General features: G+C 43.4%; 21 protein-coding genes and 1 riboswitch. Of the genes, 19 read left to right on the top strand and 2 right to left on the bottom strand.

Annotation, left to right across the window (positions count from 1 at the left end; translation table 11 throughout):
* Positions 1-154: 154 nt before the first annotated feature.
* Positions 155-1,243, bottom strand: coding sequence for a radical SAM/SPASM domain-containing protein (locus REC12_RS12205; RefSeq protein ID WP_308894794.1), 1,089 nt, complete (start codon positions 1,241-1,243; stop codon positions 155-157).
* Between the two features lie 258 nt (positions 1,244-1,501).
* Here REC12_RS12205 and REC12_RS12200 point away from each other — a divergent pair, with 258 nt between their 5' ends.
* The 6 genes from REC12_RS12200 to REC12_RS12175 all read left to right on the top strand — a co-directional run bounded on the left by REC12_RS12200 (position 1,502) and on the right by REC12_RS12175 (position 8,824).
* The gene (locus tag REC12_RS12200) at positions 1,502-1,894 is read left to right on the top strand and encodes a winged helix-turn-helix transcriptional regulator (RefSeq protein ID WP_308894792.1); all 393 of its coding nucleotides are present in this window, start codon (positions 1,502-1,504) and stop codon (positions 1,892-1,894) included.
* Positions 1,895-2,426: 532 nt separating this feature from the next.
* A riboswitch (purine riboswitch) is annotated at positions 2,427-2,530 on the top strand.
* 384 nt (positions 2,531-2,914) lie between these two features.
* Positions 2,915-5,197, top strand: a complete 2,283-nt coding sequence (gene xdhA, locus REC12_RS12195) for a xanthine dehydrogenase subunit XdhA (protein ID WP_308894790.1) — start codon at positions 2,915-2,917, stop codon at positions 5,195-5,197.
* A 100-nt stretch (positions 5,198-5,297) separates the two neighbouring features.
* Positions 5,298-6,179, top strand: coding sequence for a xanthine dehydrogenase subunit XdhB (xdhB, locus tag REC12_RS12190; RefSeq protein WP_308894788.1), 882 nt, complete (start codon positions 5,298-5,300; stop codon positions 6,177-6,179).
* On the top strand, positions 6,179-6,670 hold the full coding sequence (gene xdhC, locus REC12_RS12185) for a xanthine dehydrogenase subunit XdhC (RefSeq protein ID WP_308894786.1): 492 nt from the start codon (positions 6,179-6,181) through the stop codon (positions 6,668-6,670). The genes xdhB and xdhC overlap by 1 nt, the downstream gene beginning before the upstream one ends.
* A 627-nt stretch (positions 6,671-7,297) precedes the next feature.
* Positions 7,298-8,104 carry a class I SAM-dependent methyltransferase gene (locus tag REC12_RS12180; protein ID WP_308894785.1) on the top strand — a complete coding sequence of 269 codons (807 nt, stop codon included), beginning with the start codon at positions 7,298-7,300 and terminating at the stop codon, positions 8,102-8,104.
* Between the two features lie 183 nt (positions 8,105-8,287).
* On the top strand, positions 8,288-8,824 hold the full coding sequence (locus REC12_RS12175; protein ID WP_308894783.1) for a cyclase family protein: 537 nt from the start codon (positions 8,288-8,290) through the stop codon (positions 8,822-8,824).
* Between the two features lie 303 nt (positions 8,825-9,127).
* Here REC12_RS12175 and REC12_RS12170 read toward each other — a convergent pair whose 3' ends face one another.
* Positions 9,128-9,604 carry a pyruvoyl-dependent arginine decarboxylase gene (locus REC12_RS12170; protein WP_308894782.1) on the bottom strand — a complete coding sequence of 159 codons (477 nt, stop codon included), beginning with the start codon at positions 9,602-9,604 and terminating at the stop codon, positions 9,128-9,130.
* Positions 9,605-10,190: 586 nt separating this feature from the next.
* Between REC12_RS12170 and REC12_RS12165 the strand changes: the two genes are divergently transcribed.
* The 13 genes from REC12_RS12165 (at position 10,191) to REC12_RS12105 (ending at position 25,449) form a co-directional block, all read left to right on the top strand.
* The gene (locus tag REC12_RS12165; RefSeq protein WP_308894780.1) at positions 10,191-11,513 is read left to right on the top strand and encodes an MFS transporter; all 1,323 of its coding nucleotides are present in this window, start codon (positions 10,191-10,193) and stop codon (positions 11,511-11,513) included.
* A gap of 123 nt (positions 11,514-11,636) precedes the next feature.
* On the top strand, positions 11,637-12,383 hold the full coding sequence (locus tag REC12_RS12160; protein ID WP_308894779.1) for an aspartate/glutamate racemase family protein: 747 nt from the start codon (positions 11,637-11,639) through the stop codon (positions 12,381-12,383).
* A gap of 33 nt (positions 12,384-12,416) precedes the next feature.
* Positions 12,417-13,790 carry a dihydropyrimidinase gene (gene hydA / locus REC12_RS12155; protein ID WP_308894778.1) on the top strand — a complete coding sequence of 458 codons (1,374 nt, stop codon included), beginning with the start codon at positions 12,417-12,419 and terminating at the stop codon, positions 13,788-13,790.
* Positions 13,791-13,890: 100 nt separating this feature from the next.
* Positions 13,891-14,640, top strand: a complete 750-nt coding sequence (locus tag REC12_RS12150) for a maleate cis-trans isomerase family protein (RefSeq protein WP_308894775.1) — start codon at positions 13,891-13,893, stop codon at positions 14,638-14,640.
* Between the two features lie 22 nt (positions 14,641-14,662).
* The gene (locus REC12_RS12145) at positions 14,663-15,538 is read left to right on the top strand and encodes a fumarylacetoacetate hydrolase family protein (RefSeq protein WP_308894771.1); all 876 of its coding nucleotides are present in this window, start codon (positions 14,663-14,665) and stop codon (positions 15,536-15,538) included.
* 112 nt (positions 15,539-15,650) lie between these two features.
* The gene (locus REC12_RS12140; protein ID WP_308894769.1) at positions 15,651-16,301 is read left to right on the top strand and encodes a GntR family transcriptional regulator; all 651 of its coding nucleotides are present in this window, start codon (positions 15,651-15,653) and stop codon (positions 16,299-16,301) included.
* A 10-nt stretch (positions 16,302-16,311) separates the two neighbouring features.
* Complete coding sequence (locus REC12_RS12135; RefSeq protein ID WP_308894767.1) at positions 16,312-17,475, top strand: MFS transporter; 1,164 nt, start codon at positions 16,312-16,314, stop codon at positions 17,473-17,475.
* Positions 17,476-17,607: 132 nt separating this feature from the next.
* Positions 17,608-17,961, top strand: a complete 354-nt coding sequence (locus tag REC12_RS12130; RefSeq protein ID WP_308894765.1) for an LPS biosynthesis protein — start codon at positions 17,608-17,610, stop codon at positions 17,959-17,961.
* Positions 17,962-18,320: 359 nt separating this feature from the next.
* Positions 18,321-18,749, top strand: a complete 429-nt coding sequence (locus tag REC12_RS12125; RefSeq protein WP_308894763.1) for a MarR family winged helix-turn-helix transcriptional regulator — start codon at positions 18,321-18,323, stop codon at positions 18,747-18,749.
* Between the two features lie 88 nt (positions 18,750-18,837).
* Positions 18,838-20,598, top strand: coding sequence for an ABC transporter ATP-binding protein (locus tag REC12_RS12120; RefSeq protein ID WP_308894762.1), 1,761 nt, complete (start codon positions 18,838-18,840; stop codon positions 20,596-20,598).
* Positions 20,595-22,445 (top strand): ABC transporter ATP-binding protein, encoded by a 1,851-nt coding sequence (locus tag REC12_RS12115; RefSeq protein WP_308894760.1) that lies wholly within the window; start codon positions 20,595-20,597, stop codon positions 22,443-22,445. The genes REC12_RS12120 and REC12_RS12115 overlap by 4 nt, the downstream gene beginning before the upstream one ends.
* 160 nt (positions 22,446-22,605) lie before the next feature.
* A complete protein-coding gene (locus REC12_RS12110) occupies positions 22,606-24,636 on the top strand; it encodes a Na+/H+ antiporter (RefSeq protein WP_308894758.1) in 2,031 nt (676 codons plus the stop codon).
* Between the two features lie 210 nt (positions 24,637-24,846).
* Complete coding sequence (locus REC12_RS12105; RefSeq protein WP_308894756.1) at positions 24,847-25,449, top strand: class I SAM-dependent methyltransferase; 603 nt, start codon at positions 24,847-24,849, stop codon at positions 25,447-25,449.
* Positions 25,450-25,618: the final 169 nt, after the last annotated feature.

Below are 25,618 nucleotides of genomic sequence, written 5' to 3'. Positions count from 1 at the left end.
TTGGGAGGAACGATTTGTGCAATCAAAGTAAACAGGGCTGCCTTCTGGCAGCCTGGAAAGTCTTATAAGTATGATAATCGTTCTTCAAAATGGATCTCCAGCTGTGAATGGATTTGCCCCAGTCCTGGCGGTGACCTTAAAAATAAGCAGAATACTATATGACCGCCTGTTTCACCTCATTTTTGTATTGAAATAAAGTACAGCCTCCCTTATGGTTCAAGGCTTCCGCTGCGCTTATTTCACGCACCTTTTCAAAGAATGAGGATTGCAGCACGGTCAAAAGCGATTGTTCTTTCAGGTTCATATCCGAATAAGGGGAAAAGGGACAAGGTTCGGCTCCGCCAGTGGCATTAATGTGAAAGAATCCTCGTCCTGCGGCTAAACACCCGCCCATTGCTTCCTCGTCACCGGGGAAAGACAGGATGATCATACCTTTGTTTTTCCTATTCTCACGCAGGCCATCAATCCGGGCCGCAAGGATACGCAAGTCATTTTCATTTAAAATCAAATGGTCTGTATTTTCTTCCACAGGAACATATTCAACATAGAGAACAAGACCGCAGCCATTTTCCCGCAGGGTTTCGGTAAAGCTCAGTTCTGTTACTTCATTTTGATTTTCCGTTGTTACCGTTATGGAAGCTCCAAAAAGGATACCCCTTTCTTTGAGACGTTCAACGGCTTGCGCGACCTTTTTTGACACGCCGTTCCCGCGCCGGGCGTCTGTTTTTTCGGCATCACCTTCAATACTAAGTATGGGGATAAGATTACGGTGTTTATCAAAAAGGTTAAGATAATCCTCATCGATCATGGTTCCGTTGGTAAATATGGGGAAAATAATAGTATCAAACTCAGCTGCTAATTTGATAATATCATGGCGTAAGAGCGGTTCGCCGCCGGCGATAAGGACAAAAGATATGCCAATGTCCGACGCTTCTTGAAATAGCCGCCGCCAATCGTCCGCGACCAACTGTCCCTGTGCCTGTCCATCGCCGCAAGCGCCACTGGCCCATGCATAACAGCCCGCGCAGCGCAAATTGCAATCTGTTGCTATGCTTGCAATCAGGAAAGGGGGGATATGCGTGCCATTCTGTTCATGTCGTGCTCTCATCTTTGCGCTTTTATGCAAAGCAGATACTGCGCGCAACATGAACGCTTGCCCCCGGCGATTGCCAAAATAAAACCGTCCGGCAGTATCAGAAATATTTTTTATTCCATTGTTCATAAAACTATTTAAGTTTAACATGGCCCACATGACCCCTTTGCACTTTTATTAAATAGCCAATTCTTGTTCTTACTGTTCATAGCGGAATAGATAGCTTTTTGCCTTGGAGAGAGTCTCCCTCGCCGCCATAGCAGGCAACCTGAGATGCTCCTTTTCGAAAGAAATTTGTGTTCAGGATTGCCTCGTGATATTATTTTAGTATAAAATAAGAATAATACAATAACGAAGTTTTTTATTACTTAGTATCAAAAAAATACTATTGGAATTGAGGGAGATAAAATGTGCGCCAAAAACAGTCAGGAAACCACGCAACCAAGCGAAGAATTACTCTGTCCTATCCGCTATTTGCTGAATATATTTAGCGGCAAATGGAAACTGCCGATTGTGTGTATGCTTTCGGGAGAAACTCCTCTAAGATACAGCACCATCAAAAGAAGACTGGGCGACATTACAAACGTAATGTTGGCACAATCTCTGAAAGAACTAGAGGCGGCGGGAATTGTCCATAGAGAGCAATATAACGAGGTACCGCCGAGGGTAGAATATAGGTTGACCGAAAAAGGCAAAAGTATTTTACCTACGCTTGGGCAACTCGCAGAATGGGCGATTGGGGCTATGCAAAATGAGACAACATGTGGCGTTCTATGTACAAAATGTCAATCGACAACCTGATTATTTGGGAAACGTTATTGCTATTGATGCTCCTATAAGCGTATTCAGGCTGATGAACAATACGACTTGTAGAATGATACTGAACTTGATTTAAAGGGACATTATAAAAAAGATAAGCGAATATGAATGTCGCGAAAGAGAATAAGCCTGTTTTCCACTTCTGGACGTAAAGAAGAAATCAATGGCTGGAAGGGATGGATGAATACGGGCTTTGACTTATTTAATTGCTTGGAGAAATTGGGATATATGGAGTTTAAATAGAAATACCGTTGAAGATAAATATGATTACAGCTTTACAGAGGGTCTGCCGAGGTTCTTCTTGAAGGGAAAAAGGATTAATTGGTAAAGTCTATCTGAAGGTAGGCGCGTTATTTATTAATTATTGTGAAGCTGGATGGAGTCCAATCGAAGAACTAATTTTTGATTGTGGAAAATTGTAGCAACTTTTAAGAACTTTTAATAAATAAATATTGACTTAAAAATAAGGAAATGTATAATTAAAGTCATAAAATCCAATTAAAAATCTTTTTACAAAATAATAATCTCTTATTCTTGTATAAGCTCATTAATATGGTTTGAGCGTTTCGACCAGGCAACCGTAAATTGCCCCAGGCTACATGAATAACTTATTAGATTGCCGTTTATTAACCCTAAACGCGTGTGTCTGACTCGTTATTCTTGTGCCTGGGTTTTCTGTTTCTAAAAAATAATCCACAGGAATTTAATTGGCTAGGACGAGGATAAACACATGTAGTTGGAGGGAATTGACGCTTTGTGAAAAAGTTCTTTTTAATTTAATATGGAGCGGAAAGAGAAGCCCAAGTAAAGGCAGAAGCAATGACTTGGGAAATGCTTCACAAATGGCATCCTATTCAGCAACCATAATGTAAAGGGAATTAATGGTGCACCTAACCGTACAGCTTGAAAAATTGTGCGGCTATTTAATTTCAGGGCTCTTCACAATGGAATAATGTTAAGTTACAATTTTTTCCGCTCGCGCGGAATTAGGAGGTAAATGTAATGAATATCGGTAAAAGTATTCCTCGTGTAGATGCTTTCGACAAGGCGACAGGAAGAACTAAATATACTGATGACCTGTGTGACAGTAAGGCACTTATAGTTAAGCTTGTTCATTCGACCATCGCTAATGGTCTTGTTAAATCAATTGACATTTCTGAAGCGGAAAAGGTCGAAGGTGTTGTTAAAATCGTCACCTGTTTTGATGTTCCTAAATATTACTTCCCTACGGCGGGACACCCCTGGTCAACAGATCCGCATCATCAGGATGTAGCTGACCGTCTTCTTCTGACAGACAGAGTCAGATTTTATGGCGAAGAGGTTGCAGCAGTAATAGCTATTAATGATATTGCCGCTGCGCAAGCAGTCAGAAAGGTTAAAGTTGACTATGAGGAATACCCTTTTGTGCTTGATGTTCAGGAGGCCATGCAGGAGGGTGCTCCCCAGCTTCATGAAGAATACCCTAACAACATTCTTGGCCACACTAATATAAGAATTGGCGACTATCAGGAGGCCATTAAAGAACCCGGGCTGATAAAGTTTGATGACTGGTACGATACTCCTACCGTTCAGCACTGTCATATCGAGAATCATATCTGCTATGCTTATGAAGAAAATGGCAGGATTAATATTGTTTCCTCAACGCAGATACCCCATATTGTCCGCCGTGTTGTTGGACAGGCGCTCGGTATTTCCTGGGGAAAGGTCAGGGTAATCAAGCCCTATATTGGCGGTGGTTTCGGCAACAAGCAGGATGCTTTATATGAACCCTTGTGCGCCTACCTTTCAACTCAGGTTGGAGGACGACTTGTCAAGATCGATGTGGCAAGAGAAGAAACCTTTACTAACAACCGTGTCCGTCATGCCATAAGAAGTCACGTAGTTACCTGGATACGTCCTGACGGAACCATTGTAGCCAGAAAGCTGGAAGCTTTCTCCAATCAGGGCGCCTATGCTTCTCATGGACATGGTATTGCAGCTAAAGGAATGGGGGCATTTCCCCAGTTATATCCCTGTCCTAATGTTGAAGCAGATGCTTATACAGTCTTCACAAACCGTACTGTTGCAGGCGCCATGAGAGGATATGGCATCCCTCAGGCAATGTTCCCTGTGGAGAGCCAGATCGATGATATAGCACGTAAAATCGGCGCACATCCCCTTGAGTACAGGCTGAAGCATCTGATGCCTGTAGGCTATGTTGATGGATTCTCCAAAAATGAGAACTACTTTGACAGCTTTAGACAATGTATAGAAAAAGGAAAAGTGGACATTGATTATGATAGAAAATACGAGGAATACAAGCACCAGACAGGAAATATCCGCCGTGGTATAGGATGTGCTGTTTTTTGGTATAACACAGCAGTATGGCCAATCAGTCTGGAAACCTCTTCCTGCCGTATGGTTCTTAATCAGGATGGTTCGGTTCAGATACAGTTAGGCGAAACTGAAATAGGTCAGGGCGCTGATACTGTTTTCGCCCAGATGACCGCAGACATTTTAGGCTTCTCCATGGATAAAATTAATGTTGTATCCTGTCAGGACACTGATGTTACACCCTTTGGCACAGGTGCCTATGCCTCCAGGCAAACCTACGTTGGGGGTTTTGCCGTCAGGCAGACTGCTGAGATGCTAAAGGCCAAAATACTTGAGTATGCTCACGAATTGACAAGAATGCCTGTCTTCAACCTGGAAATAGCAGACAACAATATTGTCCGCAGCACGGATGGCAGAATTCTCATGTCGGTTGAAGACCTGGCCTGTGAAGCTATTTATAGTCTGACCCATTCACAGCATATTACAGCAGAGGGCACTTACCAGATTAAGACCAATGCCTACTCCTTTGGCTGCTGCTTTGTGGATGTCGAGGTTGATATAAAATTATGTAAAGTGAAGATACTTGATATTATCAATGTTCATGATTGCGGACAGTTAATTAACCCTGATCTTGCTGAAGCACAAGTTCACGGCGGTATGAGCATGGGTATCGGCTATGCTCTGTCGGAACAGCTTCTGTACGATCCCAAGTCGGGCCGTGCACTCAATGACAATCTTCTCGACTATAAACTGCCGACAATGATGGATCATCCAGATCTCGCGGCGCGGTTCGTTGAGAATTATGAACCTACCAGTGCCTTTGGCACAAAGGCTCTGGGCGAGCCTCCGGTATGTCCGGTTGCCCCCGCCATTAGAAATGCTATTTTAAATGCCACTGGTGTTGGCATGTTTAAAGCTCCGATGACACCTCATGTTCTTTTTGAACGTTTTACTGAAGAAGGACTGATTTAACAGCGGTTTGTCTCTATTTAGCGGGATTCCTTTTATCTCTCCGCTCAGCGAATTGACTAGACAATGATGCCCGGAAACCCCGGGCATGAAAGGAGTTATTATGTACGATATTAAAGCATTATATGAAGCCGGCAGCATCCGGGAAGCTGTTGAGTTAAGACTTGCGCACCCCGAAGCAGATATTATCGCAGGCGGCAGTGACGTTTTGGTCCAGATGCGTGAAGGGAAACGTGCCGGCAAAGAATTAATCAGTATCTATATGATTGACGAGATGAGAGGAATCAGGATTGATGAGAATGAAGCCATCAGAATCGGCTCCTTAACCAGCTTTTCCCACATTACCAAACATGAAATCATTCAAAAACACATCAATGTTCTTGGTGAAGCTGTCGATATGATCGGAGGTCCTCAGGTGCGAAACATCGGCACCATAGGCGGCAATACCTGCAATGGTGTTACCTCGGCAGACTCTGCTTCCACCCTGCATGCCTGGGAGGCAATTATCGAGCTCACAGGCCCTGAAGGGGTCAGAAGAGTTCCCATCAAGGAATTCTACCTTAAAGCAGGTGTTGTAGATATAAGGGCGGGAGAAATCCAGACCGCTATTATCATTCCGAAGGAAAGCTACGCAGGCTATAAAGGGCACTATATCAAGTATGCCATGAGAAATGCCATGGATATTGCGACGACAGGCTGTTCCGTCAATGTTAAGCTTTCAGAGGACAAAAAAACGATCATCAAGGCGCGGATAGCTTATGGCGTTGCCGGTCCTGTTCCGATGCGCTGCCCTTCGGCGGAAGTTAAAGCAAATGGTCAGCCTGTAAGCAGTGAGACAGTGAAGGCCTTTGCAGCTGCCGTTCTTGAGGATATCAATCCCCGCGACAGCTGGCGTGCTTCCAAAGCATTCCGTCAGCACATTGCCGTGGAACTGGCAGAGCGCTGCTTAATTGAAGCCGTCCGATTGTCTGGAGGTGAGATTTAATGTCAGCGCAATATAAACTGGTGAAATGCAACATTAACGGCAAGGACGTTGAAACCATGGTCGATGTCCGCGCCTCACTTACCGATATGCTGAGAAACGATTATCGCCTCACCTCAGTAAAAAAAGGCTGTGAAGTTGGCGAGTGCGGAGCCTGTAACGTGATTATCGATGGAGAATGCTTTAATTCTTGTATTTACCTTGCTGTATGGGCAGAAGGCAAGAAGGTCCGCACGCTGGAAAGTCTTCTTGGACCTAATGGGGAGCTTTCGGACATTCAGCAGTCATTTATAGATGAAACGGCTATCCAATGCGGCTTCTGTACGCCGGGATTTATTATGACTGCCGTTGAAATACTGGAAACAGGTAAGGAATATACCAGAGATCAGTTAAGAAAGCTGCTTTCGGGTCATCTTTGCCGCTGCACCGGATATGAAAATATTGTTAATGCGGTAGAAAAAACTATGCTCAGACGTCTTGGTAAATTAGATTAATATCCTGAGTTCTCCCTGAAAAATGGGTGCATACCAAGGATGGAATTCGTTTTAGTATAAGCATTTTTGAAATTGAAAGCCTACAGTTAGTTTAGAAGGACTGATGCCTTTGCTACTGCTGTGTATTGTGGGACAGCTGAAGTTGAAGGCATCAGAGCTATGAAGGCAGTTCGGTGGATGCCAGCCAGAGACGATGTAAAACGTTCACAGTGTCAGGGTACCTTAAAGACCGTGAATGTAATTTATGGTAATGGGCATGGTAATTTATTCAATCAGCTAATTGTCTTGGATTCAATTAAATGTGTTACTAGATTTAGAGCCAGATCAATGAGATGATCTGGTCTTTTTTGCTTTATCTGATGACTAATCCGCTCTAAGACTCCCGTTTCTGCAAGCGGTGAGTTGAGAGCGGCTAAGTCCCTGGATAAGTGCGACTAAGATTCAGATGGAGTTAAAGCTCCACCTGAATCAAGTTTTCTTCATGGGGATAAAATGCTTTTTTATTCGAATATAGAAGGATTTACCAGAAAGTGTGTTGAATTTTAAGATAATCAGTGGCGGTTAATTACTACGCGATTGTAGCATATTCCGAACTAAAGAGTATTCATATTTGGGGAGTGTGTCGGCATGAACAAGAATTCTGTTGATAGAACAAACATTATAGGCGCTGGTGAGGCTGGCAGCGCAATATCAGTCGACATGGACAAAAATTCTATTCATAAAACAAACAGCATTTTTTGGGACACAAAAGGAAATGACATCCTAGGAGCAACCACACTCCCTTTCTATGGAGCATTTGTCTCAGAAGAAAAATGCCAACTTTTTGGCGATGTCTCAGGAAAAAAGATGCTGGAGATAGGCTGTGGAACCGGTCATTCCTTGCAATATCAGGGGGAACGTAAAGCATCTGAACTGTGGGGTATGGATATATCAGAAAAACAAATTGCCAAGGCAACGCAACATTTGACGGCATGCGGCCTTTCAGCAAAATTGATTTGTTCCCCCATGGAAGAAGAATGTGGCATACCAGTGGATTACTTTGACTTTGTTTATTCGATTTATGCCATAGGCTGGACCACCGACCTTGAGGGTACTTTTGGCCGGATTGCTTCTTACCTTAAAAAAGACGGCATATTTATTTTCAGTTGGTCGCATCCTATACACAAATGTGTTGCTGCGGAAAATGATATGCTTACTTTTAAAAAGTGTTATTTCGATGAATCTTGGTATTCGGTATCTTTTGATGAAGGTACGCTGACATTATCGGATCGTAAGCTGTCAACCTATGTGAATGCCTTGGCAAAAGCGGGATTTGTCATTGAGCAAATGATTGAGCAATCTGATGATGAAATTATGCAAAACAATAATAGCGAATTTGCGAAAAAAGCAAAGATGCTTCCTGTAACTCTTGTAGTCAAAGCAAGAAAATTATAAGAGTATAGTATAAGTATCATCAGAATTATTTACTTTACAAAGTTCTAATTTCGCGCAAGTATCGTTTGTAGTCGGCGCTTGGCTGTATAAATTCCAGCCAAATCCGGCCAACTCAAATCGGCGGTATTTCGAGGTGCTTCATAGATAATCTATGGTTGAAGAAAATACAGGAGGAATAGATTTATGTTAATTGACTTGACTTTAAAAATCGAATTAGATATTAATTCTAAATCAGTATCGGATTTATGCCATTATGGTACACATTACGATTCTATGTATGTAGATTATGATTTGAAAAAATGTGTTACTGTGGGAAAGCTTGTGACTGTTGAAGAAATTAGAGATAGGCAAATAATACCTGAAGATTTTAACTCAATTGGCCTAAACGAGGGAGACTTTTTGATATTTAGGACAGGGTGGCTAAAAGAAAAAACATTTGGAACCGAAGAGTATTCTAAAGATTACCCTGAATTGGCAGATAGTACTATAAATTATTTGATTTCCAAAAAAGTTGGACTTATCGGCATTGATACTCCTGCAATAAAAAATGCAAGAGATCACATAAAGGCAGATATTTATTGTGGGAAAAATAATCTATTCATAGTAGAGAATCTGGCTAATCTTGAATTAATAAATAAAGAAATATTTAAGGTATATTGTTTTCCACTCAATCTCCAAAATGTAACCGGGCTTCCCTGTAGAGTTGTAGCAGAAGTGTAGATTTACCGCGCCATCAGCGTTGGGATTACCGTTTGGTGCCTTTTTCGACGCTTTCCCAAATTAGGACCCTTGCGAAGGTTGGTTGGGCGGGTTGAGGTGAAAGGATACTGGCTGAATTAGTATAACTGAATGGAATGAGGTGTCGTGTGATAGAAAATTCGGTGAGGTGGTCTTTAAGTTTTCCTATCTTGCCTGGGCAAAGGAAAATGGGGACTGGATTAAAAATAAATAATAGCACTCCTCTAAGAAACGCTATTATTTATTAGTATTATTATTTTGTTATAATGTCAGCTAACAATTTTATTAATACCACATTGGTATTGCAGCAAATGCACAGCCTATTTTTACGATTTGATGCTCTACTGCTACCGTTTTAATATCTTTCAAATCCATTTGGCGAATAAAAAAAGCCTTTTCAACCATTTCCGTAATGGTTCTCTCAGCTTCTTCAGCACCACATTCCCCGGTGTATTCCATAATCACTCCATAGGTGTCTTTCTTAGCAAAACCAATAGCCATTGCCGCGGAGATGATTTTTCCAGGAATATCGCTAATAATGCTCCCATAGGCTACCGGTACAAGCGAACCTTCCGGTATCTTTAGGTTTGGCACAAATAGGCAACCTGGCGGCAAGATGGAACTTACACGTAACAGGTTTAAGTTCCCAATCTTGGCAGCAAGTAAAGCATTATCAAAAGCATTTAACTTGCTGTGTCCTTCTGTACCAGAGGCGGTCATAAAGTACCTGGTTGGGGTCGGTAAAGAAAATTGCTGAGTCATAATTATCACCCTCCATCTAATCTTATTCGCTTGTCCATAAAAATGTGCTTATTAGACAAGCAGAAAAGAATAGGCAGGTTTAAACACTAGGCGTAATTCCGAATGTTTAACCTGGAGTATCCTCATCGATTCCATGAGCAGCGGCCCTGTTTTTTATTACATTGATGCTGTGATGAGGGTCTCCAGAAATTGGTCCTGTTTCCATGTGAAGTTTTTTAGAGTGGTTTTGGGGGAAGGTTCACTATGAACTAATACCCGATTGAGCTTAAAGACACAGTATCCCTTGGGCGGGAACTGTGTTTTTTTCATATGCAAATAAATTGCTTGAGCTCTATGGAAAGCCCGAAATAAATCTTTTCAGAATTTCAAAAAAGGTTGAAGGATTTTGATATAGAACACCGAATAAGTAGATATACAGTTGACTGTCGACAGTTTACAAATAATTAATAAGGAGGAATTAGAGATGGGTTGTGGTTTGCTTTCTTGCTGTTCCATGGTTTGATGATGATATTATAAGCCCTTATTTTTACTTTGAAACTGAAGCGAGAATAATTCCACCATTCTTTAAGAAACGGGGGGCTAAGCTATGTCAACTAAATCTAAAATAATGGAAGAGTACAATAAAAATAATATTGTGAAACGAACCAGTGTCCGTTGGTACATTTTTATCGCGGTACTTGTCTTAGCGACCATTAACTATGTAGACCGTGCAGTTTTATCAGTCGCTATGCCGCAAATTCAAAAAGATTTACACTTGAATGCAGCTATTACAGGGGTTATTCTCAGTTCGTTCTTTTGGGGTTATGCCGCCATGCAAATTCCCGCGGGATTCTTACTGGATAAGTACCGCACAGAAAAGGTCGTTCTGGGTTCCGCAATAGGCTGGGGCCTGGCACAAACTCTAACCGGTTTCGCTTCTAGCAGCGGAGTGCTCATGGCTTTACGCGCTCTCTTAGGAGTGACCGAATCTCCGGTTATGACTGCTGGTGCAAAATTACAGGGCAAGTGGCTTCCGAGTAAAGAAAGAGCAAGAGGGGCCACGATTGTTGATGGTGGTGCTCCTTTAGGATCGGCTATTGGCGGACCGATAATTGTTGCCTTCATGGCCTGGTTTGGCGGTTGGCGCGGGGCCCTTATTGGTGCAGGTTTGATGACAATCATCGTTGGTATCATTTGCTACTTTGTCATTAAAGGAGACCCAGATACGAATAAACGTGTGAACGCGGCTGAAAGACAATATATCCAAAGTGCACTCAAGGAAGAGTATGAAGCTGCTCAGAAAGAAGCGAAAATTGAAATAGGTGCCAAGCAATATTTGCAAAGTCGTAACTTCTGGGGAATGTGTTTGGGCTGGTTTTCCTTTAATACGGTATTCTATGGGTTGCTCACTTGGGGTCCAACTTTCCTTGCTAAAACCCAGCACATTAACATATCAAGCATCGGTTTCTCTACACTAATTATCTTCGGTTTTGGATTCATCGGTGAGTTAACCGGCGGTATATTAGCGGATAAATGGCGAGAAAAGGGTGGTAAGTACAACACAGTTATGAGAACGATCTTCGCAATTGCAGGGATCGGAACTTCAATTGCTATCTTCTTGCTCGCCAAAACGGCCTCTTTAACAATGGCCATCAGCCTCTTAACAATTGCTTTATTCTTCCTCCGCTGGGCAGGTATTTTTTGGAGTGTTCCGGCCGCGATCGCTCAACGCCAACACGTGGGTGTCATCGGTGGATGTATGAACTTAGCCGGTAATATTGCTGGTGTTATTACTCCCATTTACATTGGTTTAATTGTGCAATTTACAGGTTCTTTCTATGCAGGCCTCATGATATTTACTATAGCAGGTCTACTACTGGCTTTATCCGGCGCAATCATCAATTACGAAAAGAAAATCGGAGTAGTTTGACAAATTAATAAAAGCAGCCTGTGAACTTTCAGTTCGCGGGCTGCTTGTCAACACGTTTTGGATAAGTTAAATCAAGCGACAAATTCGGCTCAAAGATGAAAGCAAAGGAAGTGTGATCATATTATGCGCGTTCTCGTTATTAATCCCAACATTTCAGAAAGTGTAACTGAGCTTATTGCTCAGGAAGCGCGTCGGGCAGCTTCTCCAGGAACAGACTTAATATTCGCGACGGCTCCCTTTGGGGTGGCTTATATAGAAACTCGAATGGAAGCTCTAATCGGTGGTTATGCCTCAGCTTGTGTTGCGGCTGAACATCAAGGGGAATACGACGGCGTAGTTATTGCGGCTTTCGGTGATCCGGGACTCTTGGGAATCAAGGAACTGCTGAATGTTCCTGTAGTGGGGATGACGGAAGCTGCCCTGGCGTCTGCCTGCCTCTTGGGCCAACGTTTCTCAATTATCGCTATTTCGTCTCGGATCAAAGCATGGTACCAGGAATGCGTAGAGCGGAGCCATTTGTCCACACGTCTTGCCAGCATCCGCTCATTGAATGATCCATTGCGGGACATCGGGACGGTGCAGGAAGATCATGCCGAACGTTTAAAAGAGCTGGCTAAAGAGGCCGTTGAACAAGATGGTGCAGATGTGATTATTTTGGCCGGAGCTCCTCTTGCTGGTCTTGCACGCAGCCTTCAGGGCCAGTTGCCGGTTCCGGTCGTTGACGGAGTTTCCAGTGCGGTGCGTCATTGTGAGTCTCTGATAGAACTGAACCCTGGCATAGCTGTAAGCGGGAGTTTTGCCCGACCGCCCGTCAAACCGAATAAAGGCTTACCAACAGCCTTAGCTGCTCTTTTGGCTCAAAGAGTCTAATAACCCCTACGTGATACTCGGGAGTGATGAAAAATGACGACAGTTTTGATTAAAAACGGGCGAATAACTACCTCAAGTGATCAATTTAAAGGAGATCTATGGATCGAAGATGATAAGATTGTGCTTGTTGGGTCCAAAATTATTGAAAAAGCCGATGTAATAATCGATGCAACCGATAAGTGGGTCTTCCCCGGGGGGATAGATGCCCATGTTCACATGGATGTTCCGTGTTCCGATGGCAGTCTCTCTGCCGGTTATGATACGGAAACGATTGCAGCCGCAAGGGGTGGGACTACCACGATGCTGGATTATGTTCTTCAGGAAAAAGGTCAGCTCCTGCAAAAGACAATTACCGACTGGAAGTCCAAAGCGGCAAGAAGTTCCGCTATTGATTATGGTTTCCACGTTATAGTGACCGAGCCGAACGAAACTACAATCCGGGACATTGAAAAATTAGCAAAAGACGGGATAACTTCGTTTAAGCTTTTTATGGCTAACGATATCGCCCTGCGCGACAAAGACCTCCTTAGATTTATGGAAGAACTGAAACGTCAGGGCTGCAATGCATGCATCCATGCCGAAAATAAGGATATGATCGACTACTTACAGGAGAAAACTATCTTAAACGGCAACGTTGAGCCATACTATCATCCAAAGAGCCGTCCGGCTATTACGGAAGCAGAAGCAATCCAGCGGGCTTTAGCACTCGCTGAGTTGACAGGTTGCCCAACTCTAATCGCGCATATTAGCACGGAGCAAGGGCGAAAACTTGTCGGTGCAGCTAAAGCGAAAGGATTGGAGGTTTACGGGGAAAGCTGTCCCCATTACTTGCTCTTAACAAATGAAAATTATCAAAAAGATTCTTATGAGAGTGCAAAATTCGTATTATCGCCGCCTCTTCGGAGTGAAGAAAACCGTCAAGGGTTGTGGCAGGGCGTATTAGGCACGGATATTGATATAATTTCTTCGGATCATAATGGCTTTTCTTATTCAACGCATAAACAACTTGGCAGGCAGGACTATCGTAAAATACCTAATGGTGCACCGGGAATTGAACACCGTTATATGCTCATGTATCACTTCTGTCAGGAAAGAGGGATAGAGCTATCTCGCTTTGTAGAACTTGTAGCAACCAATCCAGCGAAGATTTTTGGCTTATATCCACAAAAAGGGACATTGGCGCCGGGCAGTGATGCAGATATTGTGATTGTCGATCCAAAGGTTGAGCAGGTAATTTCGGCCAATAATCAATGCCAAAAATCAGATTATACCCCCTATGAAGGGTTTAACTTAATGGGAAAAGTTGAGAGCGTTTTGCTTCGTGGGCAACTTATCGTTGAAAAGGGAAAGTTTATCGGTCAAGCAGGGATGGGCAAGTTTTTAAAAAGAGCGGCGAAAAAGGCTTAAGTGCTATAAATATTGAGCTGCGCTTTGCTTCTTTATTACAATTGCCTAGCAATTAGACTTATAATAGCAAATAAGGATTATGAAATGGAGGAATTCAATCATGCCAAAAACCATGTTTGACCCAACTGAACAAAAGAAGATTGGAATGCTTACTCCATCTTCAAATACTGCACTTGAACCGATTTGTTCAAGAATGGTTTCCGGGTTAGAAGATCAAGTTACAATGCATTATTCCCGTTTGGTGGTAACCAAAATCTCTTTAGAAAAAGAGGCCTTATCTCAGTTCGACTTAGATCCCTTTCTCCGGGCAGCTGAATTGCTGGCTCATGCGGATGTCGATGCCATCGCCTGGAATGGGACTTCAGGGGGCTGGGTAGGTTTTGAATTTGATCGTATGTTGTGTGAAAAAATTACGGAAGCAACCGGAATTCCCGCGATAACTTCTATGCTGGCCATGCTTGACGCTTTTAAAGAAAACAACGTGCAAAAACTCCATATGGTTACGCCCTATATTCCTTCAATTGATGAATTGATCGCCAAACAGTATGAAAAGTGCGGGTACCAGGTGATTAATGTTCGTGGCCTGAATCAAACGATCAATCGCTCTTTCGCTTTAATTACTCCTGAACAAATAAATCAGCTATGTAAAGAAGTAAGCGTTGCCCCAGCAGACGGAATTAGCATTATCTGTACTAATTTAAGATCGACATGGCAAGTTGAACAATTGGAAAGAGCTTATGGAATCACAGTTTATGATAGTACTGCGGTTACGGTATGGAAAACCTTGAAGATGGTCGGGATAGATCCAAACATCATTGAGGGCTGGGGCAAATTATTTGCCGCAAAGTAACAATTTAAAGGAGATTTACCCGATGAAACTACTTACTTTCCTTGAAGATAAAACACCTATTCTTGGCATAAAAACAGAAAAGGGAGTCATTAACCTTCTTGAGGCCGCCAAGTATTTTAATCTTTCAATCCCCCTCACAATGTCCGAAGCAATTGAGGGAGGAGAAGAGGCCTTATCCCTCTTAAAAAAGATTGCTGATGATTGCGAGAAGGAGGGGGTGATTCAATCTGAAGAATCGCTGGTCTACGGTCCCTGTGTCATAAACCCCGAAAAAATTTTATGCGTTGGCATCAATTACAAAAAACATGCCTTAGAAACCAATACACCCTTTCCGAGCTCCCCAATTATTTTTAGCAAGTTTAACAATGCTTTGTCGGGTCATAAAAATGTTATCACATTACCTGCGTCGGCTAAATCCTTTGACTATGAAGCAGAATTAGTTATTGTTATGGGAAAAACAGCTAATAATGTTAAGGAAGAAGAAGCTCTTTCTTATGTTTTCGGCTATGCCAACGGGAATGATTTCTCAGCACGTGACGTTCAATTTAGTTCCTCCCAATGGCTTTTAGGAAAAACTTGTGACGGTTTCGCTCCGCTTGGTCCTTGGATTGTGACAAAGGATGAAGTCACTGACCCGGATAACCTCACGATCGAATGTTTTGTCAATGGGGAAGAACGTCAGTCTTCGAATACGAAGGATATGATTTTTAACTGTTCGCAAATTATTTCACATCTTTCCCGGTTTATGACCTTAAAACCCGGAGATATAATTTTTACCGGCACTCCAAGCGGCGTTATCCTCGGATACCCCGAAGCTGACCAAGTTTGGCTTAAAGCGGGGGATAAAGTTTCCGTTAAGATTGAGAAGCTAGGAACACTGGAGAACGAATTAAAATAAAATTTGGCAAGGGAAAAGCACTCACAATTGTAGTGCTTTTCCCTTGAAGGATAATATCTGTGAGCGTCGAATAAAAACCATAGTATACCGTCGACCGGGAAGGATGATTCTAATGAGCAGTGTCATTAAAAATTTGCCATTTCATTTACAGGTTTATCAAATTCTGAGGGAATCTATTCTTACAGGCCGGATGAAACCTGGAGAAAGGCTTTTGGAACTTAAGCTTTCGCAAGAATTGGGGGTGAGTCGGAGCCCTGTACGTGAAGCGATGCGTATGCTTGAGCAAGATGGATTAGTCTTAACGGCCGAGAGCGGGACAATTGTTAATCCCATGGAAATTGAAGACGTTCGAGAGATTTATCAGTGCCGGATTGCGAGTGAACCATATGCGGGTTTTTTAGCCGCCAGCAAAATTACGCCCGCAGAATTAGCTGAAATGGAGAACCTTGTAAACCAAGCGCAAGAGGCCTATGGGAATGGCGAATTTCAACAGGTTGCAGAATTGACGACCGCCTTTCACGATCTGATTGTGAAAGCGAGTGGAAATCGCAGATTAAGTGACATTATTGACCGGATTCGTTCCTTGATCATTTTAGCGAGAAATATGGAACTGAAAACCTATGCCCGGCCAAGAGATTTTTTGGAGGAGCATCAGGAGATTCTGTTTGCCTTGCAGAAGGGGAACTCTTCCAACGTTGAAGCTTTATTACGAAAACACATTGAAAATGATTGGGACTATTATTTGACTCAACATAAAGACTGATGAGATTATCATGAGAAATTTCCATAGAACAACTCTTTTTTGCGTTGTTACAAGCTTTTATTGGTTTTCACTCTATACTTATGTACCAATTCTGTCGCCCTATGCGGAGTCTATGGGCGCGTCTTTGAAAATGGTCGGACTAATTTTAGGTTCATACGGATTAATGCAATGCCTCGCACGTATTCCAATTGGTTTTTTATCTGACAAGCTAAAGTACCGTAAACCTTTCGTTATTTCAGGCTTGATATTATCTCTTATAAGCAGTATGGGAGCATGGTATATCCATAGTGTATCATCTTTACTTTTTTTTCGCGCACTGGCCGGACTATCAGCTTCGATGTGGGTTATTTATACAATTTTATTTTCGTCCTATTTTGATTCGGCAGAGGTAACAAAAGCAGTAGGTATTCTTAATTCATTTAATAATCTCGGGCAAATGGCAGCCATGATACTTGGAGGGATAGTTGCCCAAATATTTGGAGCTAATTATTCCTTCCTTCTTTCTGCACTCGGGGCGGTTATTGGTATTTTACTCAGCTTGGGAGTCGTGGAAAAAAAGGATGAATCGCTTATGAATCAAAATGGATCGAGCTCTAAGATTTCTATAAGACTTACCCACCACTTACTATTGATAACATTTCTGGGAGTGCTGTCACAATTGATTTCATATGCTACAGTTCTTGGCTTTACTCCTATTGCAGCGAAAAGGCTTGGCGCTTCAGATTTTGACTTAGGTATTTTAACAGCAGTTGCAACGCTGCCAGGAATTATCTCCTCTGCACTGAGCGGAACTTTTTTTACGAAAAAGTTCGGAGAAAAAAACACAATTGCTTTTGGTTTTATATTAGGCGCATTATCTGCAGCTACAATTCCATTCATCAGGAATATCAACGTATTATATGTTTCACAGTTTATTGGTGGATTTGGCAGAGGCCTTGTTTTTCCTCTCCTTATGGGTCTGAGTGTGAAAAATGAGGATTCTAAGCAAAGAGCAACTATCATGGGATTTTTCCAAGCTATGTATGGTGTTGGGATGTTCGTTGGTCCATTTTTAACCGGAGTACTTGGCGATAGTATGGGCCTTCTTTGGAGTTACCTTGTGACCGCGATAGTGAGTGTGATAGGGGGAGTTATGGCGATAGGATTAATTGATGACCGACCGGTTACAGCTTAAAATATTAAATAATGTAAAAAGCACCGGCAATCCATAAAAAGCCATTAAGTTCAAATATATTGGACTATAGACGACATAAGAAGGAGTTAAAACAGTTCAATAAATAATAATTTGAAGGGAAAATTTTTTATTATGATTATTGACAATAATCCCAAGGAAATAGAAGCAATGGAGGCATTTCATCGTGGTGACAGAAAAGAAGGATTGCGCTTGCAGGAAGAGTTTGCTTCAGAATTTCGTGAAGAATATAAAGATAAGGACCATTGTCCATGTAAAAAAGTATGTCGTTATCATGGAAACTGTAAAGAATGTGTGGCAATTCACAGAGCACATCAGGAACATGTACCAAATTGCATGAGACCATTGATAAATACAAAACTAAAAATGTTATCCGAACTTACTGAACATACAATTGCAAATGAAATTGAGCCACCTCAAGAAATTCTCAGAAAAGAATTGTCTCCTGCTGCCTCATCGCTTCCATAAGCAGCCTAAAAAATGACAGCAACCATATATAATGATTGCCGCCAAATATTAATCTTTAAATTTGTCATGATAGCGGGAGGCCATTCTTTGATAACTATGTTAATAGAATATGTAGACGGGCCTTTGAAGGTGCCGGATTCAATGGAGCATGAACGAACGTAAAAGGCATTTTAATCAGTGTTGAATTTAAAGGTTTCATTTGAAATTTTTCATTTAAAGGTGTTGAATTCACTGCCACGGTCCTATTCTTCCTTTATATTAACAGGCGTGTTTCAATAAAAATTCGCGTTGACAAAATACCTAACAGTATATATACTTAACATTGTTAGCAAAATAGTTTGCTCAAGAAGGTGAAAAAAATGGATTATGAACGTTTAGCGCGTGATCTTTTGGCAGTCATGTATCAGATGCGGGGCAGAAATCCTCAGAAGCAGCTTAGTGATTCCGTGCATGGTGAAAATTTTGTCCTCTCCTATATTTCCGAACATGAAGGAAATGTGATTCCCAGTGATATCAGTCATGCCATGGGAACCACTTCAGCCAGGATTGCCGCAGTCCTTAACAGTTTGGAAGGAAAAGGGCTGATTTCACGCCGGATTGACGCCGAAGACCGCAGAAGGATTTTGATTGATTTAACGGCTGCCGGAAGAGAGCGTGTCCACGAGCATCATCAAATGATTATGAGCCATATAACCAAGATGCTGCAATATCTCGGGGAAGACGACGCCAAAGAGTACATCCGGATTATGAAAAAACTTGCTGAGAAAAGCCCGGAAGATTTTATCTAATCTGCAGTCATGACCCATGACTGCATCTCTTACCGCAGATACCTAATAGTATTAGTATGTAATATGGTTTATAAAAGGAGGAAAAACCGTGATTCAATTATTAAAACGTCTGAAAACGAGAGAGTGGCTTCAGGTATTCGCCAGCCTGGCCTTCATCGTAACACAGGTCTGGCTGGATTTGAAACTTCCGGATTATATGTCCGAGATTACCAAACTCACCCAGACAGCGGGAAGTGACATGTCAGACATCTGGCTGGCCGGGGGCAAGATGATGCTTTGTGCCCTGGGCAGTCTGGCAGCCGCTGTCGTGGTAGGATTTTTTGCCGCCAGAATTGCAGCTTCCTTTTCCCAGCGGCTGAGAAGCCTGTTGTTTGCCAAGGTCGATTCTTTCTCCATGGAAGAAATCAACCGTTTTTCCACTGATAGCCTGATCACCCGCTCCACGAATGATATTACTCAGGTTCAGCTGCTGATTACGATGGGGTTGCAGATAGTCATCAAGGCCCCTATCATGGTCGTCTGGGCCATGACCAAAATTGCGGGCAAAGGGTTCGAGTGGACGGCCGCTACCGGGGTAACCGTAGGAATTATGGCTGTCGTAATCGCTCTGATTATGATGTTTGTCCTGCCCAAGTTTAAAAAAATGCAGGTCCTGATTGATCATCTGAACCGTGTCACAAGAGAGAATCTGACCGGATTACGGGTGGTCAGAGCCTACAATGCCGAAGACTACCAGGAAGAAAAGTTTGCCAATGCCAACGAAGAATTAACGGCTGCCCAGCTCTACACCAACCGCGGCATGGCTGTGATGATGCCGACGCTGACAGCCTTGATGAGCGGATTGTCCCTGGCGGTTTACTGGATTGGGGCTTATCTCATTAACGGAGCGGAGGCCGTGGACCGTTTGACCCTCTTTTCCAACATGGTTGTGTTTTCTTCTTATGCCATGCAGGTGATCATGTCCTTCATGATGCTGGTGATGATTTTTATACTGCTGCCCAGAGCTTTCGTCTCGGCCAAACGGATCAATGAAGTCTTGGAAACGGAACCGGCCATGAGCGACGGACAGGTCAAAGCGGGGAAACCGGGGATGGAAGGACAGGTTGAATTCCGCAATGTCAGTTTTAAGTATCCGGGAGCTTCCGATTATGTTCTGGAAAATATCAGCTTTACGGCTAAGAAAGGGGAGACCGTTGCCTTGATCGGTTCCACCGGCAGCGGCAAGAGCACGCTGATCAGCCTGATTCCCAGATTTTATGATGCTAGCGGGGGGGAAGTCCTGGTCGATGGCATCAATGTGAAGGAATACAACCAGGAAGCCCTGCACAATAAGATTGGCTATGTTCCGCAGAAAGCAGTCATGTTTCGGGGAACAGTCAGCAGTAATGTGGGTTACGGTGACAACGGCAAGGAAAAACCGCTGCCTGAAGAAATCGAGTCTGCGGTAAGAATTGCCCAGGGCAGCGATTTTGTCGAAAAAATGGCCAAGCAATATGAAGCGGATATCTCTCAGGGCGGGACGAATGTCTCAGGAGGTCAGAAGCAGCGGTTAGCGATAGCTCGTGCAGTTTGCCGCCAACCGGAAATTTATATTTTTGATGATAGCTTCTCGGCCCTGGATTATAAGACGGACCGGATACTCCGCTCCGCGCTGAAAAAAGAGACAGCGGGAGTAACCAGCCTGATTGTAGCCCAACGCATCGGTACGATTATAGATGCGGATCAGATTATTGTTCTGGATGAAGGTAAAGTCGTGGGCACAGGCACTCACCAAGAGCTGCTGAAGACCTGTGAGGTTTATAAAGAAATAGCCATGTCCCAGTTAAGTGAGGAGGAATTGATATCATGAGTGAACCAAGAGTAAAACAAACTTCGCAGGGTGGCCCCATGGGCAGAAACCCTCTGGGCGGAGCAGTGGAAAATCCGCAAAATTTCCAGAGAACGATGACCAAACTGTTAGGTTACTGCCGGAACTATTTGCCGGCCATAGCCATTGCCTTGATAGCGGCGGCAGTCGGAACGGTGCTGCAGATTATCGGACCGGACAAATTAAAAGATTTAACCAACGAGATCATGCAAGGTCTTCCGGCCATGATCCAAGGAAAGCCGGTGCTGGGAAGTATTGATCTGAATGCGGTGTCGAAGATTGCCTGGATACTGGTCGTATTTTATGGCGTCTCCCTGCTTTTGAATTATCTGCAGAGTCTGATCATGGCAACGGTGACCCAGATTATTTCCAAGAAGATGCGCACCGATATTGCACAGAAAGTGAACCGCCTGCCCCTGAAATATTTTGATTCCACCAGCTACGGCGATGTCTTAAGCCGTGTCACCAATGATGTGGATGCCATTGGGCAGACCCTGAATCAAAGTATTGGCACCCTGATTACCTCCGTGACCATGCTGATCGGTTCTCTGATCATGATGTTTTATAATAGCTGGCTTCTGGCTCTGACTGCCGTGGGGGCAAGTGTTGTCGGGGTTGTTTTGATGACAGTGATTATGAAAGGATCACAGAAATACTTCAGGGAACAACAGGAAGAGCTGGGCCGCATCAACGGGCAGATCGAAGAGGTTTATACGGGGCATAATGTTGTCAAGGTCTATAATGGCAGCAGGGAGGCGCAGGAAAACTTCGAAAAGAGCAACACCAATCTCTATAGCAGCGCCTGGAAATCTCAATTTCTGTCGGGATTAATGATGCCCCTGATGAACTTTGTGGGAAACCTGGGCTATGCGGCAGTCTGTGTCGTCGGGGCGGCACTTGCTGTGGAGGGGAAAATTACCTTCGGGGTCATTGTCGCCTTTATGATGTATGTCCGTTTATTTACCCAACCGCTGGCCCAGATCGCCCAGGCCATGAACAATCTGCAAAGAACCGCGGCGGCAAGTGAGCGTGTTTTTGAGTTCCTGGATGAAGCTGAACTGGAAAATGAGTCGGAAAAACAAAGCAGTCTGGTTGGTGTCCAAGGGGAAGTTGAATTCAAGCAGGTTAAATTCGGCTATACCCCGGATAAGCCGGTTATTCATGATTTTTCAGCGAAGATCAAAGCAGGACAGAAGGTGGCCATCGTTGGACCGACAGGAGCGGGAAAGACAACCATGGTCAATCTGCTGATGAGATTCTATGAGTTGGATGCGGGAGAAATCTGTATCGATGGTGTTCCTATTCATGAAATACCAAGAGAAGATGTCCATGCTCAGTTCAGCATGGTATTGCAGGACACCTGGCTTTTTGAGGGCACGATAAGGGATAACATCATCTACAGCAAGCAGGGGGTTACTGAGGAAGAGGTCGTCAAAGCCTGCCAAACCGTTGGGCTGCATCATTTTATCAAGACGTTGCCCCAAGGCTATGACACCCTGCTTAATGATAAGGCAAGTCTTTCCGAAGGACAGAAGCAGCTCCTGACTATAGCCAGAGCGATGATCCAAGATGCCCCCTTATTAATCCTGGATGAAGCGACAAGTTCGGTGGATACCCGGACGGAACGGATGGTACAGGCGGCGATGGATCAGCTCACGGTGGGAAGAACATCCTTTGTCATTGCTCACCGGCTGTCCACGATCAAAAATGCCGATCTTATTCTGGTCATGGAGGACGGCGATATTATCGAAAGCGGAAGCCACGAGGAGCTGCTGGCCAGGAAAGGGTTTTATGCCGATCTCTATAACAATCAGTTTGAGGCGGCCTAAATTAGCCCAGGGAGATAACGGTTCAAAAACGATCGGATTTCCGGAATAGTAAAATAAGAAGTTTGAAACAGCCGGAGCATTTATAATAGACAAAAGTTATAAGTGTCTCCGGCATTAAATACTTACCCGGCCGTTAATACTATAAGCGGAGGACAAAATCATGGATTTATTGACTATTGTCTTATTATTGCTGCTTGGACTTCTGATATCCAATATTGTCGGTCATTATATTCCCTTTATCCCTACGGCACTGACTCAAATTGTCCTTGGAATCATTGCAGCGCTTATCACGGGCAATTATACTTTTGAAATCGGCGCGGAATGGTTTTTGCTATTATTTGTGGCGCCGCTTTTGTATAATGATGGCCGGCATTTCTCGCGGGAAGAATTATGGGGAATGAGGTCTCAGATCTTTGGCAATGCTTTCATCCTTGTCATACTGACCACGGTACTTTGCGGCTATTTAATTAACCAGCTCATACCCGGTATTCAAATCGCTGGCGCCTTGGCTCTGGCAGCGATTCTGTCGCCGACGGACCCGGTCGCTGTCAATGGCATTGCCAAAAGGATAAGGGTACCGGAGAAGGTGATGGTTCTCGTAAGGGGAGAATCGCTGATCAATGATGCCTCCGGTCTCGTAGCCTTTAACTATGCCATAGCAGCGGCTGTCACCGGATATTTTTCGCTCAGGGAGGCGGTCCTGAATTTTTCTTATACCTTCCTGATTGGGGCTGCTGCCGGGGTATTCCTCGGTCTGCTGATAATTTTCGTTCGCTTCAGACTGCGCAATAACGGGATAAGCGATCCGGTGTTCCATTCGCTGCTGCAGATTCTGACTCCCTTTGGCGTCTATATCGTTACCGAGGATATTCTGCACGCTTCGGGAGTCATTGCCGTTGTAACTGCCGGAATCATCCACTCTGTTGTCAGAGAACATACGGAAACCTACATAGCTGAGGAACAGCTGCTCACAGAAAACACCTGGTCGATGGTTTTGTTTGTTTTAAATGGCTTTGTGTTTTTATTATTAGGGATGAATATTCCCTCGGCCATGGTTGATATCCTTTCCAGTCCCGATATGGGCAATGGGCTGGCTTTTGGTTATGTAACGGTGATCGGGCTTGCCATTCTTGCCATCCGCTTTATCTGGTCCTTGGCGACCAAAGCCTATAATTATTATTTCCGGAAAAAAAGCGGTGCTGAAAAGCCGGAAATAAAGACAGCCCTGATCACAACCCTGGCCGGTGTGCGCGGTGCGGTGACCATGGCCGGCGTCCTTACCGTGCCCTATTTTTTAGGCAACGGAGAAACATTTCCGGAGCGTCCGCTGCTTATTTTTATTGCGGCGGGGGTCATTCTTCTGCTCTTAATTCTGGCAACCCTGTTTTTACCCTTGCTCTGCAAAAAGGAAGCACCTGCCGGAGAGACCGGGGAGCGTGGAGATTTGACCTGGGCCAAGAATAAACTCCTGCTGTCGGCAATTAAAAAAATCAAAGCGGAAACCAATGGGGAAAATGAGTTTGCGGCCGTGCAACTGATAAACGAATATACCGCCAGTTTTCAGAGGAATCTTTCGGGGCAGAACTCTTCCGAGCAGCATGCGGCACACTATAACAAGAAGATCAATGAGGCGCGCTTACTGGCTTTAAACCTGCAAAGAAAGTACATCGGCAATCGTTTGGCCAAGGACGAAATCGATATAACGGTTTTCGATACTCTGACTCAATTTCTTGATTATCGGGAAGAAGCCCTGAACAGTAATTTACCTTTCGAAACAAAGGTTTTCTTAAAACGAACCCTGCGCAATTTTGGCCGCTTGAGCGGTAAACAGCACAAGAATGACAGCTCAGGCTTAGACAATCTGCATTTTGTCAGGGACATCCAGATAGGCTCTATGCGGGCAGCCGTTGCGGGTTTGGCGGAATATGCCAAGACACAGGAACAGCCGGAGTATGTTTATGCTGTACTTCTGGACTATGAAAAAATGCTGCAGAGATTTAAACTTACAGGCGACCAGTATAACGACAGGTTTGAAGTACAAAAGGAAGAATTGCGGTTTAAAGTGTTGGACGCGGAGCGTTCTGAAGTGCGCAGAATGTATGAAGCCGGCGAAATAAGCTCAGAGCAGGAGAAGGAACTGAGGAGATTTACAAACTACATTGAGAGTATCATTTTGTATGAATATGAATAAAACCCGGACTTTTGTTCCGCCCAGGTCTGACGGTTGCCAGAGGTATTTCTTGACTGTTCAAAGCATCCGAAAATGGTTTGCTTGTTGACCAGTATAAACCTTGCTAAAATGAATTTGTGATGGATTATCGAGCTTAGGTGACAAAGTGATCTTTGAAGAGATAAAACAGATAAGATTGAATCTTTAGGAAGAGAGATTGGAGTGGTAATCATGGGGAATACGGATAAATTCGAAATAATAGCGAATACATATGACACGCCTGAAAGAATCCAAGTTGCTGAGGTTTCAGCAAATGCCATTCGTGACTATTTAGTTGATGCTAAAGGCAAGAATGCTATTGATTTTGGCTGCGGTACGGGCCTTGTTGGCATGAACTTGTTAAACGAGTTTAATTCGCTGCTTTTTCTGGATACATCCCCAAACATGATCAATCAAGTAAAACAAAAAATTTCCGGGTCTCATGGACAGAAGGCGGCTACATTGTGCTTTGACTTTGAAAAAGATAGTCTTGCGGATTTACATGCCGACTATATTTTTATGGTTCAGGTTTTACTTCATATTAAGGATGTTGAATTAGTTTTATCAAGACTATATGAGGTTCTAGAAGAAAGCGGACATTTACTAATTGTGGATTTTAATAAAAATGAAAAAGTAGTTTCAGATATGGTTCATAACGGATTTGAACAAAGAGAGCTAATTGATATGATGACCAAAATAGGATATAGGGAGATTCAATCGAAAACGTTTTATACCGGAAGTAAACTATTCATGGGGCATGATGCATCTCTGTTTATTCTTGATTCACAAAAATAAGCTGTAGGACGAAAATTTTTAATTTGGGTACTATATAAGTTGAATTAATTCTTCACTACAACTTACAACATAGCCTTTGAATAACGGCTTCTGGTCTCGTGCTTATGGATTTGAGAAAGGCTTTAACATTTTTTCTGATTTCAGGAACCGTTTTGTAAAAGACATTGTA

This window comes from Candidatus Desulfosporosinus nitrosoreducens (genome assembly GCF_030954495.1).
Classification (GTDB): Bacteria; Bacillota; Desulfitobacteriia; order Desulfitobacteriales; family Desulfitobacteriaceae; genus Desulfosporosinus; species Desulfosporosinus nitrosoreducens.
Note: the sequence above shows the minus strand (reverse complement) of the source record. Positions and strands in the feature narration are given on the sequence as shown.